Annotated in this window: 19 protein-coding genes and 1 riboswitch; of the genes, 15 read left to right on the forward strand and 4 right to left on the reverse strand. The window is 44.1% G+C overall.

All coding sequences use genetic code 11. The features are described from left to right. Window positions 1-452: 452 nt before the first annotated feature. The 3 genes from AB4263_RS11600 (at window position 453) to AB4263_RS11610 (ending at window position 3,293) form a co-directional block, all read left to right on the forward strand. Window positions 453-1,529, forward strand: a complete 1,077-nt coding sequence (locus AB4263_RS11600; protein WP_102393160.1) for a porin — start codon at window positions 453-455, stop codon at window positions 1,527-1,529. Between the two features lie 348 nt (window positions 1,530-1,877). Further along, a complete protein-coding gene (locus AB4263_RS11605) occupies window positions 1,878-2,510 on the forward strand; it encodes a fumarylacetoacetate hydrolase family protein (RefSeq protein ID WP_017068641.1) in 633 nt (210 codons plus the stop codon). Window positions 2,511-2,660: 150 nt separating this feature from the next. Beyond that, window positions 2,661-3,293, forward strand: a complete 633-nt coding sequence (locus AB4263_RS11610; protein WP_017064843.1) for a LysE family translocator — start codon at window positions 2,661-2,663, stop codon at window positions 3,291-3,293. A gap of 107 nt (window positions 3,294-3,400) precedes the next feature. Here AB4263_RS11610 and AB4263_RS11615 read toward each other — a convergent pair whose 3' ends face one another. Continuing rightward, entirely contained in the window at window positions 3,401-5,107 is a 1,707-nt protein-coding gene (locus AB4263_RS11615; protein WP_372098243.1) for a phospho-sugar mutase, read from the reverse strand. 454 nt (window positions 5,108-5,561) lie between these two features. Between AB4263_RS11615 and coxB the strand changes: the two genes are divergently transcribed. The 4 genes from coxB to AB4263_RS11635 are packed head-to-tail and all read left to right on the forward strand — an operon-like array spanning window position 5,562 to window position 10,088. Beyond that, window positions 5,562-6,821 carry a cytochrome c oxidase subunit II gene (coxB, locus tag AB4263_RS11620; protein WP_372098244.1) on the forward strand — a complete coding sequence of 420 codons (1,260 nt, stop codon included), beginning with the start codon at window positions 5,562-5,564 and terminating at the stop codon, window positions 6,819-6,821. Next, entirely contained in the window at window positions 6,818-8,479 is a 1,662-nt protein-coding gene (ctaD, locus tag AB4263_RS11625) for a cytochrome c oxidase subunit I (RefSeq protein ID WP_017088645.1), read from the forward strand. Before coxB ends, ctaD begins: the two co-directional genes overlap by 4 nt. Before the next feature lie 11 nt (window positions 8,480-8,490). Continuing rightward, window positions 8,491-9,165: a cytochrome c oxidase assembly protein gene (locus AB4263_RS11630; RefSeq protein ID WP_102549116.1), complete on the forward strand. Its 675-nt coding sequence runs from the start codon at window positions 8,491-8,493 to the stop codon at window positions 9,163-9,165. 38 nt (window positions 9,166-9,203) lie between these two features. Continuing rightward, a complete protein-coding gene (locus AB4263_RS11635) occupies window positions 9,204-10,088 on the forward strand; it encodes a cytochrome c oxidase subunit 3 (RefSeq protein ID WP_372098245.1) in 885 nt (294 codons plus the stop codon). Window positions 10,089-10,107: 19 nt separating this feature from the next. Here the strand turns inward: AB4263_RS11635 and AB4263_RS11640 are convergent, their stop codons facing one another. Beyond that, complete coding sequence (locus tag AB4263_RS11640) at window positions 10,108-10,338, reverse strand: DUF2909 family protein (protein ID WP_017066085.1); 231 nt, start codon at window positions 10,336-10,338, stop codon at window positions 10,108-10,110. Here AB4263_RS11640 and AB4263_RS11645 point away from each other — a divergent pair. From AB4263_RS11645 to cyoE, 4 genes are all read left to right on the forward strand, one after another. After that, on the forward strand, window positions 10,226-11,152 hold the full coding sequence (locus tag AB4263_RS11645) for an SURF1 family protein (protein ID WP_372098246.1): 927 nt from the start codon (window positions 10,226-10,228) through the stop codon (window positions 11,150-11,152). The genes AB4263_RS11640 and AB4263_RS11645 overlap by 113 nt on opposite strands. Further along, window positions 11,145-11,753, forward strand: coding sequence for a hypothetical protein (locus tag AB4263_RS11650; RefSeq protein WP_017061753.1), 609 nt, complete (start codon window positions 11,145-11,147; stop codon window positions 11,751-11,753). The genes AB4263_RS11645 and AB4263_RS11650 overlap by 8 nt, the downstream gene beginning before the upstream one ends. Window positions 11,754-11,855: 102 nt before the next feature. Then, the gene (locus AB4263_RS11655; RefSeq protein WP_372098247.1) at window positions 11,856-12,911 is read left to right on the forward strand and encodes a heme A synthase; all 1,056 of its coding nucleotides are present in this window, start codon (window positions 11,856-11,858) and stop codon (window positions 12,909-12,911) included. Beyond that, on the forward strand, window positions 12,901-13,875 hold the full coding sequence (cyoE, locus tag AB4263_RS11660; RefSeq protein ID WP_372098248.1) for a heme o synthase: 975 nt from the start codon (window positions 12,901-12,903) through the stop codon (window positions 13,873-13,875). Before AB4263_RS11655 ends, cyoE begins: the two co-directional genes overlap by 11 nt. A gap of 110 nt (window positions 13,876-13,985) precedes the next feature. On the opposite strand, the gene gbpA is transcribed toward cyoE, so the two are convergent. After that, on the reverse strand, window positions 13,986-15,452 hold the full coding sequence (gene gbpA / locus AB4263_RS11665) for an N-acetylglucosamine-binding protein GbpA (RefSeq protein WP_371713548.1): 1,467 nt from the start codon (window positions 15,450-15,452) through the stop codon (window positions 13,986-13,988). Window positions 15,453-15,524: 72 nt separating this feature from the next. Continuing rightward, a riboswitch (cyclic di-GMP riboswitch) is annotated at window positions 15,525-15,614 on the reverse strand. Between the two features lie 323 nt (window positions 15,615-15,937). Between gbpA and AB4263_RS11670 the strand changes: the two genes are divergently transcribed. From AB4263_RS11670 to AB4263_RS11685, 4 genes are all read left to right on the forward strand, one after another. Next, a complete protein-coding gene (locus AB4263_RS11670) occupies window positions 15,938-16,291 on the forward strand; it encodes a hypothetical protein (RefSeq protein WP_017068634.1) in 354 nt (117 codons plus the stop codon). A gap of 100 nt (window positions 16,292-16,391) precedes the next feature. Beyond that, window positions 16,392-17,063: a DUF3313 domain-containing protein gene (locus AB4263_RS11675; RefSeq protein ID WP_372098249.1), complete on the forward strand. Its 672-nt coding sequence runs from the start codon at window positions 16,392-16,394 to the stop codon at window positions 17,061-17,063. 13 nt (window positions 17,064-17,076) lie between these two features. Then, window positions 17,077-17,313: a DUF3820 family protein gene (locus tag AB4263_RS11680; protein ID WP_372098250.1), complete on the forward strand. Its 237-nt coding sequence runs from the start codon at window positions 17,077-17,079 to the stop codon at window positions 17,311-17,313. Then, window positions 17,288-19,324, forward strand: coding sequence for a recombinase family protein (locus tag AB4263_RS11685; RefSeq protein WP_372098251.1), 2,037 nt, complete (start codon window positions 17,288-17,290; stop codon window positions 19,322-19,324). Before AB4263_RS11680 ends, AB4263_RS11685 begins: the two co-directional genes overlap by 26 nt. Window positions 19,325-19,423: 99 nt before the next feature. Here the strand turns inward: AB4263_RS11685 and AB4263_RS11690 are convergent, their stop codons facing one another. Next, entirely contained in the window at window positions 19,424-20,257 is an 834-nt protein-coding gene (locus AB4263_RS11690; protein ID WP_372098252.1) for a hypothetical protein, read from the reverse strand. Between the last annotated feature and the right edge of the window lie 118 nt (window positions 20,258-20,375).

Raw genomic sequence — 20,375 nt, forward strand, 5'->3', positions numbered from 1 at the left:
CCTCCTCCTACTCGATTTTTTCTCTAATGAACTTTCTATTGAACGATTTTTCCTAGCTCATATTGGGATTTGCTTCACAAAGCTAAATATTTCAGCTGAGCTCTACGTGTTACAAAATGTTTCAAAGGCAAAGGCGAGCCTCTCGATGGTCTGATGAGTTACCTTGGGTTTAGATTTTTAATGCTTTCTTGGTGATTATAAAATCAAAAATAATCAAAGTAATTATCTCAAAGAATGAAAAGAGCTCCCAGTGATTACTGTATTATTTATTTGTTTTATAAGGTATTTTTGTTTTTTATAGTGCGATTTTTTTTTATTTTATATATTTTAATGCAACTTTCTTGTCATTCGTATATTAGGGTTTGCCTACTTGTTAAATGCAGGTAACAACTTCTCCGTAAGCACGAGGTTGTTAGTGAATAACTCACCCAGTTACATAATGGACATGACAAATGAATAAGAAACTTTTAGCGCTAGCAATTTCTGGTGCAGTATTTGGTACACAGGCAGTTGCAGTAGAACTTTACAACGAAGACGGAACAACATTCTCTGTTGGCGGCCACGTTTCAGTTGCAGTTGGTGATGTAAACAGCGCTGACCGCCTTAACAGCGACGACATCGGTGTAGAAACTGTTTCTCCACGTATCAACTTCGGTGCAACTCATGAACTTGGTAACGGCTTTACTGCTGATGCTAAAGGTGAATGGGCGCTAAACATGCTAGACGGTGGTGATCAGTCATTCACAACTCGTCTTGGTTACGTTGGCCTTTCTCACGATGATTACGGTCGTGCAGCAGTAGGTACTCAATGGGCACCTTACTACAACGTTGCTGGTGTAGCAGATATGCCAATCGCATTTGCGAATGACTTCATCTACGAAGATCACGGTAATCTAGGTACTGGTCGTGCTGAAGAGATGGTGAGCTACGCTAACGCTGTGGATTTCGGTAACGCTGGCTCTCTAGCAATTGGCGTTGCATGGCAAGGTCGTAAGGTTTCTGACGAAAAATACAACGAAGTTGCTTCAGAGAATAAGTACGGCAACCGTGCTCAAATCGCGTTGAACTACGATATCGCTAACTTCTCTGTGAACTACGCTTACAATACTGGTGACGTTACTTTCGGTACTGGTGCTAATGTTGGTACTGATTCAAAGACTGCTGATTCTAATGTACTAAGTGCAACTTACGGTTCATACGGTTCTGAAGGTCTTTACGTTGCAGCTGTATACGCAGCGAACAACTACATGAATAATGGTAAGTTTGGCGTTATTTCAGAGTCTACAGGTTACGAATTTTTAGCATCTTACGCACTAGCTAACAGCCTTAACCTAAGCGTTAACTACGAAGCGGTAGAAGACGACAAGAACAGCGAAACTGTATACAGCACTTCAGCTCTACAAGCTGAATACAACTTCACATCTCAGTTCGTAGGCTTTGCTGGTTACCAGTTCGACCTACAAGGTTCTGGCGTGTACAAAGAAAAAGCTGATGACCAGTGGCTACTTGGTGCTCGTTACTACCTATAAGTCGCAGACTTATTTAGCATAGTGTTTACTCCTTAAGTTTACCTTTTAGGATACTGTCCTAGACACCATGCTAAGCCCTCTCAAGCCTTTGGTTTGAGAGGGCTTCTTTCGTTTTAATGCTCTTCAAATTTAACTGCCTACTTTAGTTTCATTTTCTCTAATTTATGTAAGCCGATGACTCTATTCCTGCTGGGTCGGTCGAGGTATACACCGATATTTACCTAAAAGTATTCAAATCAATGAATTGAGCTCAAGATCAGAATTTAGAGATCGGTAATCATCTTGTCGAAGACTCTCATTTTATGATGCGCTAAACTCTGCTCTCTAAAAATAGTTCAGGGATAAACTATGAGCAGCGTTGTCGATCAGGAACAGCTGATGAAGTCGAAACGAACAGCAACCCCAACAAAAGTACTGTGTGTTGGGCGTAACTATGTCGATCACATTGAAGAACTTAACAATGCGATTCCTGACTCTATGGTGGTGTTTAATAAACCAAGCACCAGCGTGACTTCCTCTCTTTCTTCGTTTCATCAAGAAGCACTGCACTATGAAGCTGAAATCTGCTTTATCGTTGAAAATGGCCAATACTCAGCCGTGGGCTTAGGGTTAGACCTCACCAAGCGTGAGTTGCAAAGTAGCTTAAAAGCGAAAGGCTTACCTTGGGAACGCGCCAAAGCTTTTGATGGCTCAGCCGTATTTAGTCGCTTTGTTCCAATTGATAACTTAGACCTTGCAGACTTAAACCTAGAGTTGTTTATTAACTGTGTTCGTGTTCAGAAAGGACATGTTGAGCAGATGCTTTACTCTCCAAAAACTATCCTAGAAGAGCTGTCTTCTTATACCACCTTACTAGACGGCGATGTTGTGATGACAGGTACGCCAAAAGGTGTTGGGGCTGTACATCGAGGCGATATCTTCCTTGGTCGCCTAAAGTGTGGCGATACGACATTGATTGAGATCGAATGGGTAGCAAGTTAATTAGTCTTTTCTATTTAGTTAATAAATTGGCTTTGTCGCTTAATGTTGGTTTTTAATTCGATTAAATAAACGTCGAACAACTGATTGTATCTGGAAGGGTGTTAGTAATTGATATAAAATCCGCCTCCGTTTTTATCAATGCTGACCCTCATGATCGACTTAACCATTTTACCTGTCTACCTGACTGCCGTTGTTGCACTTCTTCTTTTACCTGGCCCTGATATGTTACTGATTGCGAGTTCAAGCATGAGCTATGGCCGTAAGGTCGGCGTGTTTGCAAGCCTAGGTAATGCGACTTCTGGAATCATTCTGACAGTATTAGCGGCCATGGGTGTATCAGCGTTGATCGCAATGAGCCCAATAGCGCTTAAAGCTCTCCATTTGTTAGGCGGCGCGTACTTGTTGAAGATGGGTTGGGATTGCCTGCGAACAGAGCAGGGTAATGCGCCGGAGTTAAACGATAATTTTGCTGCAAAAGCCTATTATCAACGAGCGCTGATCAGCAACCTGCTTAACCCTAAAGCCTTGGTTTTCTTTGTGATGTTTCTGCCTCAGTTTGTGTCGACGAATATTGAAGCGACTTCCGGTCAGCAGATGCTTGTTCTGGGTTTATTACTGAATGTTCTCGGCTTAACGTTTAACTTTTTGCTGGTGGCGTTAGTGGGTACGATTGGTAAATCTCTCGTAGAAAACGCGAAGTTTCGTACCTATCAACAGAAAGTCATGGGCGGAGTTTTCATCGTGTTAGCTATCTGGATGTTGTCTTCTTTCTTTACTTCGTAGACGAATCAAATCAGACATCTTCTCGTGGTTAGCCGCTGAGACAAAAATGGACGCTACGAGCGTCCATTTTTTATATTTAACCGTTACATGTTGAACGCGCTAAATCGCTATGAATTCAACTCTTGTTGGTGTTGTTCAATCAGTTTCTCCATGTACTTCTCACCGCGCAGGTGAGTGTCTTCGTAGGTTTCTGTACCTTCAAATTTTGTCACCGTCTCATAGTAGACCTTAACTTTTGGCTCAGTACCGGAAGGTCTTACGATAATGCGTGAACCATCTTCGAGATGATAGATGAGTACGTCACTTGCAGGCAGGTTAATGGCTTCAGTATTGCCACCAATGACGAAGCGCAAAGAAGACTGCAGATCTTCAATCACAGAGATAGCAACACCGTTTATTGCTTTAGGTTGTGCCGCTCTGAGTTTAGAACCAATCGATGGTGAATCTGGGTCTAGTGCAATACTTCGCTGAGCGTTGGTGTGAACCCCATGTTCAAATGAAATTTGAGCAAGAAGATCCCAGACAGTTCGACCTTGAGATTTTAACTCCTCAACCAATTGAGCAAACACGACAATAGCAGACAGCCCATCTTTGTCTCGTACTTGAGTACCAATTGTGTAGCCTAATGCTTCTTCATAGGCGAACAAGAAGTCGTTCTGATCATTTTCCAATTGCATGCCAATATTCGCTAACCATTTAAAGCCTGTCAGTGTTTGGAAATAAGTCGCCCCGTGGGATTGAGCTACTTTTTCAAGCAATGTTGAAGATACGATACTGTTACCAACTAACTGGTTTTTGGTATGAGGTTTTGATAACAAGTAATGCGCGAATAGCACACCAACTTGGTCACCTGTTAGCATTTTGTAAGAGCCATCATATGTTCTCACTGCAACCGCAAATCGGTCTGCATCTGGATCGTTGGCACAAGCAATGTCGGCATCGACACTTTTTGCTAAGTTAACCACCAGATCCATCGCGCCTTTTTCTTCCGGATTCGGGAAGTTGACTGTCGGGAAGTTACCATCGGGCTCTCTTTGTTCTGCGACGCTGAATACCTTATGGAAACCAGAATCGTGAAGTAGATCCTCGGCCATTTGTGCGCCGACACCATGCATTGCGGTATAGGTGATAGTGGTGTTCGCCGATTCGATCTCGTCACTCACGTATGGGCTCTGATTGATCGCAGCGCGGTACGTTTGATAATAGCCTTCAGTTAACCACACCAACTTTCCTTGCGTTTCAGCATCACTTAAGCTCATTAAAGGGAGCGGCTTAGTTGATGCGATATCGATTTCAGCGGCAATACCCGCGTCGTGAGGAGGAATGATTTGAGCGCCATTCTCCCAGTACACTTTGAAACCATTGTATTCCGGTGGGTTGTGGCTGGCCGTCACCACAACGGCAGCTGCAGCGTTGAAGTGCTCAATACCAAAGGCAACGATAGGGGTCGCCGCGACGTTCGAGGTTAGATAAACCTTAATGCCTAAAGCCGTGAGTACGGAAGCGGTATCAATCGCGAATTGCTTTGAATCTAACCGGCCGTCATAACCGACGACCACACCGCGGATGGTCGCATTCGCGACATGTTCGATTAAGTAGTGGCCGAGCCCGGTTGCTGTTTCCTGTATAACTAAACGGTTCATTCGATTTGGGCCGCATCCAACTTTGCCTCTAAGTCCTGCCGTTCCGAACTCTAATCGTTTGGTAAAGCGGTCTTCAAGTTCGTCGTGCATTCCCTCATCGATGAGGTGTTGAAGTTCTTCACGAGTTCTTGGATCTGGGTCTCTCGCTAACCAATTCATTGCATCTTGCATAATCACTAAACCTATTAATGTCTGTATGACTTACCGTTGATTTAATTTAAGTGATATTAATTCTCATTTCCATGAAAGCAATCGTAAAACTCGATATAAAATAAATTCCAACGGCAAGAGGGCACGTAGATCAAGCCGCTTCAAATAATTGACTGTTTAGTAAGTAAACTTACCTTGAATAATTGGATATCACTAACTAGCCTTTTACATAAATATAACAAAATTTAACAAATTCGCCGTTTTTGAATCTTTCATGGAAACCTCCAACGCTTTTGAACCGTATTAGTTCTTGGGTTTATATGAGGTCAGTAGCCTGCTCACAGGCTAGTTCCATGTGAGTTGTAGATTGAGATTCAGCCTTTTCATGTGTAGCCGGAATAACAATGAATGTTGTCCAGTTCGCAACGACATTTAGATCGCAAGTATCCAATTAGGAAGGACAAGGAGAGATCTTTTGAAAAGATTACTGGTTAGGCTAGCGTGGCTTTTGAAGAGTTTTGTTGTGCTTTTAGTATCGCCTTTAGTGCACGCTAGCAGTGATTACAACATGACTCAAGGCGTCACTGAGATCAGTGGTAAGGTGTATGAACTTCATATGCTGATCTTCTACATCTGTTGTGCGATTGCCTTTGTTGTTTTTGGTGTGATGTTTTATTCGATTTTGAGGCACAGGAAATCGAAGGGCGCAGTTGCTGCCCATTTTCACGAAAGCACGAAAGTCGAAATTCTTTGGACCATCATCCCTATCATCATTCTCATCGCTATGGCGATACCCGCCACCAAAACCTTAATAGCGATGGAAGATACCTCCCAATCAGATCTGACCGTTAAAATCACCGGGTCACAATGGAAATGGCATTACAGCTATTTTGGTGAAGACGTCGAATTTTTCAGCCTTCTAGCGACCAGTGACAAAGAGATTGAAGGCCTCGAAGTGAAAGGCGCGCATTACCTGCTAGAAGTTGATAAGCCGCTGGTACTGCCTGTTGACCGTAAAGTCCGTTTCTTGATGACTTCCGATGATGTGATTCACTCATGGTGGGTGCCAGCATTCGCCGTTAAGAAAGATACCATTCCGGGCTTTATTAATGAGGCTTGGACTAAGATAGATGAGCCTGGTGTTTACCGAGGGCAGTGTGCAGAGTTGTGTGGTCGTGCCCATGGTTTCATGCCGATCGTGGTGCATGCCATGGAAGAAGATGAGTTTGACGCATGGCTAGCGGAGCAGAAAGAGTTAGCGATAGCCGAACAACAAGCCGCAAAAGATGCATTAGGTGCGTCACTTTCCTTGGCAGAGCTCAATACCATTGGTGAAGAGGTATATAAAACTCGTTGTGCAGTTTGTCACCAAGTGAATGGCGAAGGTATTCCCGGAGCATTTCCTGCCATCAAAGGAAGCCCTATTGCGCTTGGCGATGTGGGTGTTCATATCGACACCATTGTTTATGGTCGTGGTGGAACGGCGATGCAGGCGTTTGATAATCAGTTAACCGAGAAAGAGATCGCAGCGGTAGTGACTTACCAGCGAAACGCTTGGGGTAATGATACGGGTGACATTGTTCAGGCTTCAGATGTGAACGCTTATAAAGCCAAGCAAGAAGGCGGAGGCCAAGCAGCTGACGAACAAGGTTCAATGGACGAAACGCAAGGCTCAACGGATGGAACGCAAGGTTCAACGGATCAAGCACAAAACGATGCTAAGGAGCAGTTATGAGTTCACCAATCAATAAGCCGGTGAAATCGGCTCCAGCAGAAGATCAAGTACTGAGCCATTCTGCGGAAGGTACGCTGGGCAATGATGATTTGCCTGTTGACGATCACGACTCACATGCGGCACCTAAAGGCTGGGCTCGTTGGCTTTACTCAACCAATCATAAAGACATCGGTACACTTTATCTGTGGTTCAGCTTTGCGATGTTCTTAACGGGTGGTGCCATGGCAATGGTGATCCGTGCTGAGCTATTCCAACCCGGGTTACAACTTGTTGAGCCAGATTTCTTCAATCAGATGACTACAGTCCATGGTTTAATCATGGTATTCGGTGCCGTGATGCCAGCATTTACGGGCTTGGCTAACTGGATGATCCCGATGATGATCGGTGCTCCAGATATGGCTCTGCCGAGAATGAACAACCTCAGTTTCTGGATTCTGCCTTTTGCATTTTTAATCTTGATCGGATCTTTGTTTACTGAGGGAGGCGGGCCGAGTTTTGGTTGGACATTTTATGCTCCGCTCTCAACAACTTATGGCCCAGACAGCACCGCGCTATTCGTGTTCTCAGTTCATATTATGGGGATCAGCTCGATCATGGGGGCGATTAACGTCATCGTAACCATAGTGAACATGCGCGCGCCGGGTATGACTTGGTTCAAGCTACCGATGTTCGTATGGACATGGTTAATTACCGCTTTCTTACTGATAGCCGTTATGCCCGTGCTCGCGGGTGCGGTGACCATGGTGCTGACCGACAAATACTTTGGGACGAGCTTCTTTGATGCCGCAGGTGGTGGGGACCCGGTGATGTTCCAGCACATATTCTGGTTCTTTGGGCACCCCGAAGTGTACATCATGATCTTGCCGTCTTTTGGTATTGTCTCGGCGATCATTCCTGCATTCAGTGGTAAGCGTCTGTTTGGTTACCACTCGATGGTGTACGCGACCTGTAGTATCGCACTGTTGTCATTCTTGGTTTGGGCGCACCACATGTTCACCACGGGTATGCCAGTATTTGCAGAATTGTTCTTCATGTATTGCACCATGTTGATCGCTGTGCCGACCGGTGTGAAAGTCTTCAACTGGGTCGCGACCATGTGGCGAGGGGCTTTGACTTTTGAAACTCCAATGCTGTTTGCGATTGCCTTCATTGTTCTGTTTACGATTGGTGGGTTATCCGGATTGATGCTCGCTATCGTGCCAGCTGATTTCCAATACCACGATACCTACTTTGTTGTGGCTCATTTCCACTATGTTCTGGTGACAGGTGCTGTGTTCTCAATTATGGCCGCCGCCTATTACTGGCTGCCGAAATGGACTGGGCATATGTACGACCACAAGCTCAGTCTGTGGCATTTCTGGACGTCGGTAATTTCAGTCAATGTACTGTTCTTCCCGATGCACTTTTTAGGACTAGCGGGTATGCCGCGTCGTATTCCAGATTACGCCATTCAGTTTGCTGATGTTAACCAAGTGGTATCGATTGGTGGTTTTGCCTTTGGGTTGTCTCAGCTGATTTTCTTATGGCTAGCGATTAAGTGCGTAAGAGGGGGAGAGCCTGCTCCAAGCAAGCCTTGGGATAGAGCTGAAGGTCTTGAATGGACAGTACCAAGCCCTGCGCCTCACCACACCTTTACTCATCCACCTAAAGTGGATTAGAGGGCAGACCCATGAGTGATAAGCAAAGCGACCCCAATCAAGATAAAAAACAACTAAAGCGCCTGTCCAATAAGCGATCGACCAAAAAGCTGACGGGCTACTTGGTGTTGAGTGTAGTTGCGATGTTTGGCTTCGGTTTCGCTTTGGTGCCGCTCTACGATGTGATGTGTGACGCTTTAGGGATCAATGGCAAAACTAATACCGTTTCAGCGGTGCAACCTCAGGGAATGCAGCCCGACTATTCTCGTACTGTTCGAGTGGAATTCATGTCGCACATTAAGCCAGATATGCCGTGGCAGTTTTCGCCTGAAGTTCGAGTGTTAGAGGTTCATCCTGGTGAGGTGGTTCAAACTAACTACATTGCCAAAAACCTTTCTGGGACCTCATTGGTTGGCCAAGCTGTGCCATCGGTTTCTCCGGGTATGGGGGCAACTTATTTCAATAAGATGGAATGCTTTTGCTTTAATCAGCAGCCATTGGGCGGGCATAAGAGCGCAGAAATGGGTTTGATATTTTACATTGAGCCAGATATTCCAGAATCGATACATACGCTTACGCTCTCTTATACGCTATTTAACATCACGAGTCAGGTGAGTGTAGAGGCAAGTAAGCCTGAAGTGAGCACATCAACATTGAGCACACTACAATCTGGCTCACCAAAAGCGAGCACACTCGCAAGTAACTAGGGATTTACAGAACCAGTATCAACATAAGGAGTTGAGCGATGAGTTCTAAAAAGGAAGTTTATTTCGTTCCACATCAAAGTCACTGGCCATTGGTGGGTGCTATAGCACTGTTTTTGGTCGCGGTTGGCGCTGGCTTGACGGTGCAAAACATGGGTACCGACGCCGCAGGTGGTGTGTTTGGCAAAGCGGTGTTGTTAGTCGGGTTTGCTGTGCTGCTTTACATGCTCGCAGGTTGGTTTAGCAATGTGATCACAGAATCATTGAGTGGTCTCTATTCTGAGCAGATTTCTCGTTCTTTTAGACAAGGAATGAGTTGGTTCATCTTTTCCGAAATCATGTTCTTTGGCGCTTTCTTTGGCGCGCTTTTCTATGCTCGAATGATTTCTGTGCCTTGGATTGGTGGTGCGGGCAATAATGAAATGACCCATGAAGTATTGTGGCCGATGTTCCAATCAATTTGGCCACTAACGACGACCCCTGATGGCGTAACGACACAAGCCATGCCTTGGCAAGGTATCCCGCTTAAGAACACCATTATTCTGCTGCTTTCCTCTGTGACGCTGCACATGGCACATATCAGTCTTGAACAAAATAAGCGTATGGCTTTGATCGTGTGGTTGGAGATAACCATTGTTCTGGCTGGCTTCTTCCTGTTCTTCCAAGTTGAAGAGTATCTTCACGCTTATCAAGAGATGGGGCTGACACTTCAGTCTGGCATCTACGGTAATACCTTCTTTTTGCTGACTGGGTTTCATGGCTTACATGTCTGTTTAGGGACGATCTTTTTGATTGTGTTGCTGGCAAGGGTTGCGAAAGACCACTTCACTCCGAAAGACCACTTTGCGTTCCAAGCGGGCAGTTGGTATTGGCACTTTGTTGATGTGGTTTGGTTAGGCCTGTTTGTATTTGTCTATGTGCTTTAACTGCTGAGCCTATCGGGGATTAATAGGGGCGAGGGTTAGGAGTTATCACTCCTGATCCCAAAGCAAGTAATAAAAGTAGCACGACAACGGCTGACCACATGACACGACGACCCAAGAAGTAACTGAGTCTTTTTCCATTGTGTTTACCTGAGGCGATTTGGATTAGACCTTTCATCAAATTGAAAGCGATAAAAAACAGCAAAGCGACCAATACGACTTTAAATAACAGAACAAAGGTAGATGACGCCATAGTGATAACTCCAAACCGATTGATTGATGATGAACACAAGTTCCGCAGTAAAGGTTTTTGGATAGCGGTTGTTTTAACTGTGGTTTCAGTCGGCGTTTTAATCAAGTTAGGTTTATGGCAACTCGATCGTGGTAACGAGAAATTACGTTATGAACAGCAATTAACAGAGAGAGCGCAGCTATCGTCACAACCTTTAGATGTCGTTATTTCTGAGATGCGAGAGCTAAGTTTATCTAATCAAGAGTCATTAAATCCTCAACCCCTAAACGGGTTAAAGGCGGATGTTGAATTAGTCAATACGAGTGGCTTGATGCTCTTGTTAGACAACCAGATAAACCAAGGAACGGTAGGGTATGTGATTTACATGTTGGGTAAGGTTCGTCTTGAAGATGAAAACCAGTTGTTGATCGATCTTGGGTTTGTTCCGGCAAGTAATGACAGAAGAGAGCTACCGCAGCTAGGAACTATCACTGTACCAACCAAGATGTCAGGGCGCTTGTATACACGCTCGGTTAATCCTTTAAGTCATGAGTTGGGTTTAGAAAATACGACACCGAATAGAATCCAAAACCTAAACATAGCAGCGTTATCACAGTATACAGGACAAGAAGTGCTGCCCTTTGTCTTCCAACCTCAGAGTTTAGATTCATGGCCCTATGAAATGTTATGGCGTCCAACGGCGATGAGGTCTGAGAAGCATTTTGGTTACTCATTTCAATGGTTTGTTATGGCTGCGGTACTTTTGTTTTTGATGTTGTTGATTGGCTATCGGTACCTAAAAGCAACACCTATCACGAGGAATAAGGATGGATAAATCTCAAGCACAAGTGAACAGGGAAATTACCGAGGCAAACATGGCTGAGCTCAGAAGCCGTCGTACTAAAGGACGCTTGGTATTAATCGGACTCGTTTTAATTTTCGCTTTGCCAGCCATTATCGCCAAAACTGTGTTGGATCAGAATTGGTATACGTCAGGTGTCACTAACTCAGGCGAATTGGTAGAACCAAGAATTACACTAGCGGATTTTGGCGTAACGGTACCCATGGCAGGAGAGGGTTGGGTTGTGGGGTATATCGCACCGATGGAGTGCGAAAGCTTGTGTGAACAACAGCTTCATTATTTGAATCAAAGCTACTTAGCGTTAGGGAAAAACAAAGAGCGAGTGACCGCCGTTGTTTTCGTCTCAGAAGGTAACTCGTTGTCGGGTTCGCTCAACAAGCCTGATTTATCTTTGTTAGCTGGTGGTGATCAGTTAAGCACCGAGTTTTCGCCGGCTTCCATTGTCATTATTGACCCGCTAGGACAGTTGGTTATGGAGTACAAAAGCGTGTCGGAACCGTCGCAGTTAGTCGGGCAATCCAAAGGTATGATTCATGATTTAAGAAAGCTACTTAAGCTGTCACGAGTTGGGTAGTTAATCAGCTTAAGTTGATAAGCTTGAGTTGATGAGCTTTAGCAGATTGCGTTAATGCTGAGTGTTGTTAGCGAAAAGGGAATAAGTATAGGGAGATAAACGATGCAGAATAAAGCCCCTGATTTACTCATGCACATGATGAGATTAACTATCTTGTTAACCCTTACCGTGATTGTGCTCGGCGCTTATACCCGTTTGTCTGATGCTGGCCTTGGCTGTCCTGACTGGCCGGGTTGTTACGGTAAGATCACCGTTCCGTCTGATGCCCAAGCGGTGAGTCAAGCCAATCTGCAATTTCCAGAGCGAGCTCTTGAAGCAGACAAAGCGTGGATAGAGATGCTCCATCGCTACTTTGCAGGAACATTAGGGTTGCTTATCTTTGTCGTTGTAGCTTGGTGTATTAAAAAGAACATCACACCAGTTGGTCTTCCATTACTTATCTCTGCCACTGTGATTTTTCAGGCTTTGCTTGGAATGTGGACGGTGACTCTTAAGTTGATGCCCGTTGTGGTTATGGCGCATTTGATGGGGGGCTTCACGTTGCTGTCACTGTTGTGTCTGCTCTACTGCCGTTTGTCTCAATTCCAAAGCCGTTTTGGCGAGGCTTCTTATTCTCCAACACTTAAATTTTGGGCGTTGTTTGGGTTACTCATTGTGGTTGGGCAGATACTGCTTGGTGGTTGGACATCGTCAAACTATGCCGCTTTGGTGTGTACCCAATTGCCTATTTGTGAAGGTAACTGGATGAGCTACCTCGATTTCAAAAATGCGTTCGATTTTGCTCAACACGGACACGATAACTATGAATTTGGTGTGTTGGAGTATCCCGCGAGGCTTACCATACATGTCATGCACAGGTTCGGGGCTATTGTGGCGACATTAACGGTGCTGATGGTCGTGTACCAGTTATGGAAGTTTGGCCAAGTGCCTCACCAAAAGCTGAGCATGATTGTCGCAATAGTGTTGTTTACTCAAATCAGCCTTGGGATCAGTAATGTATGGTTTCACCTGCCAATCTCAGTTGCGGTTTTGCATAACCTAGTCGCAGCAATGTTGCTCATCAGCATGGTTGTAACCAATTTTGTGGTGTGGCAACGCAAACCGAGTGAGAGCTTGGTGAAGAACAGTGTATTACAAGGAGGTAATCATGGTCAGTAGAACGTCAACACAGTATGAAGTGGTGGCTCAAGACGCAGCCTTAACTCATAAGATAACAGCCAATAATGACATAACTTTAAGTAACGAAAAGGCTGAAAAAAACAAAGCCACTTGGAAAGTTTATTTAACGCTGACTAAGCCTAAAGTGGTGGCTTTGATGTTGCTGACAGCATTGGTTGGGATGTGTTTGGCCGTGCCGAATGGATTACCTTTGCAACAAACTTTGTTCGGAATGATTGGGATAGGGTTAATGGCAGGTTCAGCGGCTGCGTTTAACCATTTGATCGATAAAAAGATCGACGCCCAGATGACTCGAACAAATCGACGCCCTTTACCATCCGGTGAGCTGAGTAGTGTGCGTGTGTTTAGCTTTGCAGCAGGTATCGGCTTATTTGGGTTCGCTACGTTAGTGGTGTGGGTCAATCAACTCACGGCTTGGCTAACCTTTGCAAGTTTATTGGGCTATGCGGTCATCTATACCATGTACTTGAAGCGAGCAACGCCGCAAAACATTGTGATAGCAGGGATCGCTGGTGCAATGCCTCCGTTACTGGGCTGGACGGCGGTTACCAATGAACTGCATTCAAATGCTTGGTTGTTGGTGATGATCATCTTTATTTGGACACCTCCTCATTTCTGGGCGCTGGCAATTCATCGTCGTGACGAGTATGCCAAAGTGAACATCCCCATGCTGCCTGTAACCCACGGAATCGAATATACTAAGACTTCCATTTTGCTCTATACCTTGTTGCTTAGCATCGTGTGTATATTGCCTGTATTGGTTGGCATGAGCAGCTGGATATATCTGAGCGCTTCATTGGTGCTTAACGGCGGGTTTGTTTATCACGCTTGGGTACTTAAGTATCGTGATGAGCCCAATATGGCAATGAAGACCTTTAAGTTCTCCATCTATCATCTCATGATCTTGTTTGTGGCTCTGTTGGCAGACCACTATCTACTTTGATAACCGCATTTCTGCTGTTGCTGAATAAGAAAACGGATGCTCTGGGCATCCGTTTTTGTTTGGCTAATTACACAAGCTCACATACTTGAAGGTAAGTAACTCGCTAACAATTAGTCCACTTTGTTCCAAGCATCTTGCCAGTGTGAACCGACACCTGGTTCGTACTGAGTTGCTGTTGGAGCCCATTGAACACAGTAACCAGAGTATGGGAACTCTTTACACTGATAAACACCACCATCGCTGCTCAGAACCTTTGTTCCTGCAGTATAAGATTCAATGCTTTCTGGGAACACGAAGTCGTAATCGCCCGCTGGTGGCGGTGTTTGCTCGTCCATTAGATGGAAATCAAGTGTGTTCTGATCCACTAAGTTGCCTTGGTCATCTTTCGTCACAACCACAAGCATGTGGTGGCCAGCTTCAGACTTAGAAAGAGTCAGTTGAACATCTTCAACTTGTCCATCTGTTAGATCTGATTTCTGAGATGCAAGTGCTTCACGGTGGTGGTTGTACACGGTAAGCTCAGCTTGGATATCGCCTGTTGCCGCTAACGTAAGATCAAGCTGAGTAGGTTGGCTCTCATCGATAATGTACTCTGATTCTAAGCCCGTGACTTCTAGCTCATGCTCGGGTTCTGGAGTATCAATCTTGTAGCCGATTTCTACACTGTTAAAGCCAGAGCCTGCTTTTAGATAAACAGGGTTAGTGCCGTAAACGGGTGCGAAATCGCCTTGGTCGTTCAATTGGCCTGCTTTGATTTGCGTCTGCTCTTGGTTGATCTTAGAGGCAAGTGCGTAAGACCAGTTATTGGCTTTGCCTTGATCAGAACTTTCAATCACAAGCTCTGTGCTGTATGAAGCGTTCTCACCAGATTGGTCAAATACACGCGTATAAACAGCGTCACCAACATTCAGGTCTTGTGTCGGGTTGATTTGACCACCTTGATCCCAATCAGGAATGATAGGGCCGTCGCCATCAAATTTCACGTCGATAACGTTGTAGAAAGCCGCAGCAGTGTCACCTACATCCCATACCGCAAGGATCACTTGATAACCTTCGCGTTCTGGTACATTACACAAGTGACTGACTTGCATCGGTGGTTGTTCCATATTGCCTTCAACAACACAGAATGGCGTTAAGTCAAAAGAGCTGCGAGCCAAAGGCTGGTTTGGATTCCAGTCTGGTTGAGTAATGTAATATTTCCAATCGCGAGTCTTGTGGTTAGCTGTGAACGTCCACTCAAAGTACTGAGAACCAGACTTGATCGGGCGTTTAACCCAGCGGTCTGCCTTTTGCTCGTCTAGCGCTGCTGCTAAAGAAGATTGCGCACTGGCAATTTTTCCATCAGCAGGGCCGACTTCCGGGAAGCCTTCAGGGCCTTCTACACTTTGTGGTTCGTATTGGATACCACCACAGTTGGTGTTTTTCTCTTGCGTATCACTCGCAGGGAACTTACATAGGGCAACACGGCTCTCAGCAACGCCATTGTTGTATGCAGAGACATAACCGTGACCGAAGCTTGCACCGCTTACGCTAAGAAGCGATAGCGCGATGAGTGATTTTTTTGGGAGTTGTTTCATTATTTGTCCTTACTGTATTTGGCCGACAAAAAAGAGAACACTCCGGCATGCATTTACACTTAAATCCTATTAAGTGGCGGCCCCGCTATCATAGACAGAATATTTGTCGACAGGCCGGTGGCTTTGCGTCCTATTCTTTCAAATAGTTTGCCAGAAGTGCGTTTGAGCAACCGAAATGTAGCCAACCAGTTTTATAAATGCGAATCAATCGATTTAAATGTGGAATGCCAATCTCGAACTTTTAATTCTTAATACAAATTAACTTGCCATATGTTTAGTTCGTTAACGTATAAATTATTGATATAAATAAAGAAAGCATTTGCTCTAATCGTTTTTGTGAATGAATTTGGCTTGTTCCGTTTTGCTCTGTACAACAATTGTACGCATATCAAAACCAAACCTTTGGTTTCCACTAACCGAACCCTGACAAGCCATGTATGAAAAACTGGAAAATTGATTGGTATGAATTATATAAAGGAGTCGGTATGGAATTCACAGAACTAGACAGAGACGCGTTGTATCAAACGTGGATGTCACAAAAATCGAGAATGCGAATTACGCAGATGGAGTTTTCAAAAAAGCTAGGCATGAACCAGCTTGATTTCTCAAGAGTGCTAAGAGGGGAGACTCCATTAACCATGTCTTTCATTAGTCACTTTTGTCGTTTACTTCATTTGGAACCAAGGAATGTATTCCCCTCGCTAAAAGAGGTCAATGAATCGGGGCCTAAAGTGGTCTACCTGAAAAGTAGAATGAGTGTTGATGGTGAGATCCAAAATGCTTATATTGAAGGAAATCAGGTAATTGTAGAGTACGCACACACTGTTCAACATGATTAATTTTAGAGTTAGCTCTGATTTTTAACCCCCTTTTTCTACAACCTTTTCACATAGGGTATGTCATACTTAATTAGATTCCTTAATTTTGACTAAGTGCGTTATGAACCCTTTAAAAGTCCTTTTGCTTGTTGCAACCAGCATTTTCTTGCTTGGTTGTGCAGGCGGCCCAATTAGAACCGCTACTAAATTTACCAGCTACGAAGATTTTCAGGCTGGGCCTGACGGAGGCGTCGACTTGGTTTGGGCAAGGGTTGGGCTACGTGACGCGCAGCGTTTGAAATCCAAGTTAGATGACTACGATTCTGTAGTGATCGACCAAATTTTTGTTTTAACAGAAGAAGGTTCGTTGGATCAGGAAGAGATTCAGGAACTCACTGAGCACATGGTTGCGCGCTTGGAAGATAAAATATCGCCTCATAAAACGATTGTCGATGAACCGACAGGAAAAACGCTCCGCTTGAGTATCGCTCTGAGTAACGTTGAAACGCCCAATCCGATCTTAGCTGTAACGAGCAGCGTTCTGCCGTTTGGCCTTGCGATGTCAACCATATCTAAGGTCACGACTGGTGAGCACACCAATGTTGGGAGTGCGAGTGTAGAGTTATTGGTCAGTGATGCTCAAGAGGGCACACCACTGTTTGCAGCTATCGACCGTGAAGCGGGTAACAAAGATTTTTCAACCATGATTGATTCGCTGGATGATGCCAAAGACGCGATCAACTATTGGGTTGAACGTTTAGGTGATACTCTACACAACATAGATGACGCATAGTAAAGACCGAATAATGCTAGAGAAAGAGAACCTGATTAAGTTGGCTCGAATGCAGATGCCATTTGGAAAGTACGCGGGTCGTACACTGATTGACTTACCTGAAGAATATTTGCTGTGGTTTGCTAATAAAAAACAGTTTCCTTCGGGTGAGTTAGGTGATTTAATGCAGCTCTGTTTAGCTCTCAAGGTTGAGGGCTTAGATTCTGTAGTGAAGCCCCTTAAGTATGAAAACTATCCCAAAAATTTATAATTACGCTCGTATTAGTACCACTAAACAGTTACAAGGTGTTGGCTTAGAAACACAACAGCAGAGAAGTGTCCTTGAAGAATTATCCGAGAAGCACAACCTTCCTATCGATGATGAGAATTTCGTAGATCACGGATTGAGCGCATACCATGGCAAACATAAAGAAGGCGCTCTTGGGCTTGTTTTATCTAGGATAGAAAGCGGGGAAATTCCTCCGGGCAGTATTTTGGTCGTTTTCTCACTTGACCGCCTTTCCAGAGAAACTGTAAATGTTGCAATGGAGCAGTTACTTAGCATTATCAATCGTGGTGTACGTGTGTATACCCATATTGATGACAAGATGTTTGATGCTAAGAGCCAAAACTTGACGGCAGATCTTATCGTTTCGTTGATTACAATGCAGCGAGCGAATGAAGAGTCTGAAACTAAATCGAAGCGTATTGTCGCTGCTTCAAAACTTGCTTTAAGTCGCTGGCACGAGACAGGAAAGCCGCAAGGTGCTTTAGGGCGTGCACCGTTTTGGATAGACCAGAGCACCCACTCGTTCAACATCAACGCTGAAGGCGTAAAAAAGGCTGTTGAGATGCGTATTGCTGGCTTCGGGGATTTAAAAATAAAGCAGTATCTAGATGCCAATTTTGAGTACAAACCAACAAGACGGAAAGGTGGGGTAAAACAGGCAAAGACGTGGGATTACATTGCTATCAGTCAATTGTGGGGCAAACGTTCTTTGATAGGTGAGAAAAAATATACGATTGAAGGCATTGAGCATGTCCTGAAAAGCTATTATCCATCGTTAATCGATGATGATACATTTCGTAAACTCCAGATTCAAAAAACAAAAAAGCAAGGTAGAGATACGGCAAGCGGTAAGATTCCCTTATTAAAAAGTATTGCTCGTTGTGGCACTTGCGGTGGTGCAATGGTTTTTGTCGATAAAGGGGGAGACAGGGCCAACTACGTGTGTAACTTAGCAATGAAGGGGGAGCATGCAAGAGAAGTTTATAATGTTAACATGCTCGATCTACTGACTCTTGAAATTTGTAAGGACGCTTATCTTTCAGAGTCTAGTAAAAGCCATAATACCCTTGCAGAACAGCAGAAATTAAAGCTTGAAGCTGAGTTATTCGAACAACAAGAAAGCCGAGACAATCTACGTGATTACTACAAATCTACGCCGAGTAAAACACTTCTGGATCTCATTGTAGACAGTGATAGCAAAATCATAGAGCTTGAAGCAAAGTTAGACACCATAAACACCGATACTATTGAGTTTAATGCGGACGAACTGTCCAATTTACCCGAGATATATACTGATAGTATTCGAACCGATTACCTAAACCCAACGAGACAAGAAATACGGAATAATTTACGTCGCTTTATCTCTTCAATTACACTGAATCGTTCAGAAGAGCCTTGTCCTGACGCTAAAACCAAGGTTGCTAATTGTATCGATATTACGTGGCACTTTAAAAATGGTCAAAAACGAAGACTTGCTATGTTGCCATATCAGTTCTCAAAAACTGAGGAGGGGGGGAAAGCCCTCTATCTGCCATATGCTTATATGTATGGCAGTAGAAGTAACATCAAGGTCAAAGATGGTGACCAGTTTTTATCGCATATTTTCAATAAACTTCATTCGTTGGATTTAACAAGGTTTTTGTATCCGAGTAGAGGGCGTTATCAGTGGAGTAAGTTAAGCTTAGTGAGCTGTAAAACTTACTGGGCACCTCTTGATAGAGCAGAGTTTGTCATACAAGGCACTGCGACTAATGAATATAGCCTTAGCACTAAGGACGAATTCATTAAGGAGCATGCGCAAATTACAGACTACATATCAGTTATGTTTAACTCCCAGTCGTTTGTTGAAACCGCTTATGATTACCCTGATTCAACACTAATTGAGTTAGCTCATAAGTTCGGTTTTGTTGAAGAGCGCAAATTCTCATTGTTTTTACAAGATAATGATTTCAATCAAGAACTTTATGCATCACTTGATTTTCTTGCCTCGTAGTGTCACTAAATCATTTTTTACTACTATAGCCATGTGAATGGCTTCGTATTGAGTTTTAGGTAAATGTGAAGCCTGTTGATGAAACAGGCTTCTTTAAATTTAGTGTATCTTGCCTTTAATAATCTCAGCTTGCTCTTGTTGCTGCTTTGTTAATGAGTAAGAAGCGAGGGAATCATAGGTTTTCATAAGTCGGTTTTCTTGTCGGCGTTGTTGCCTATCATTATGTTCTTCCTTTGCTTTAAGCCATTTATCAAACTGTGTTTGCATTTTCTCGATGAGCTTTTGAATTTCAAGCGCTTCAGTGGACTTCTGGTGTTGATATTGCCAAGTCGATAGCCTTCTTCCTTTCTCTGTCTCTATTGGTTGATAGTTTCGATGATCGATTCCAACGTGTTTTAAAACTGAGTGGTTGAAAGCTTTTTTAATAAGGTTGGTCGCCTTTTTTTGTTGCAGCTCTTTGAGAACTCGATTTGCTACAACTTTTCCAATGATTAAATGGACATGATCACCGCTGCCACGTTTTCCGCCTTGCTCTTGTTGGTGTAATACTGCTCGGATTTGTTGTCTGTATTGAGCGAACTCAGATTTATTCAGTTTGCATAATTTTGCAAGGGCTAAGCTGCAATCCTTAACTACAGATTGCCATTGTTGCTTAGTTGGGCGGTAGCCTTTCGGAAGAGTTAGGCAATACTCGACCGCGTAGCTCGAAAGTGGGCGACCGCCACGACGGTTATAGATCTGTTGATTAAGTCGAAATTCTTCGCCAGCTAGCGCTATGCGATTAGATGTTTCCGCGCAACCAAATATGGATACGATATGTTCGGTATGTTTGTGGTTGGCGTGCTTCAGGCTTTGCAGGTAGCGTTCGCGCATCATAATGCCATCGCTTGCAAGGCGAACGGGTTGGGTTATTACAGTCCAGTTTTTAAGCATAAATGTTTGTTTGATTAAATATTAAAAACATTCTTCTTTTATTACAAATAAGTTAACGCTAACTCCTCTTATCAGTAGGTGGTTCCAGATAGGACAACCCACTGCGTTCTTATGTTGT

The sequence above is a fragment of the Vibrio sp. 10N.261.55.C5 genome, assembly GCF_041470505.1.
Taxonomy (GTDB): domain Bacteria; phylum Pseudomonadota; class Gammaproteobacteria; order Enterobacterales; family Vibrionaceae; genus Vibrio; species Vibrio crassostreae_C.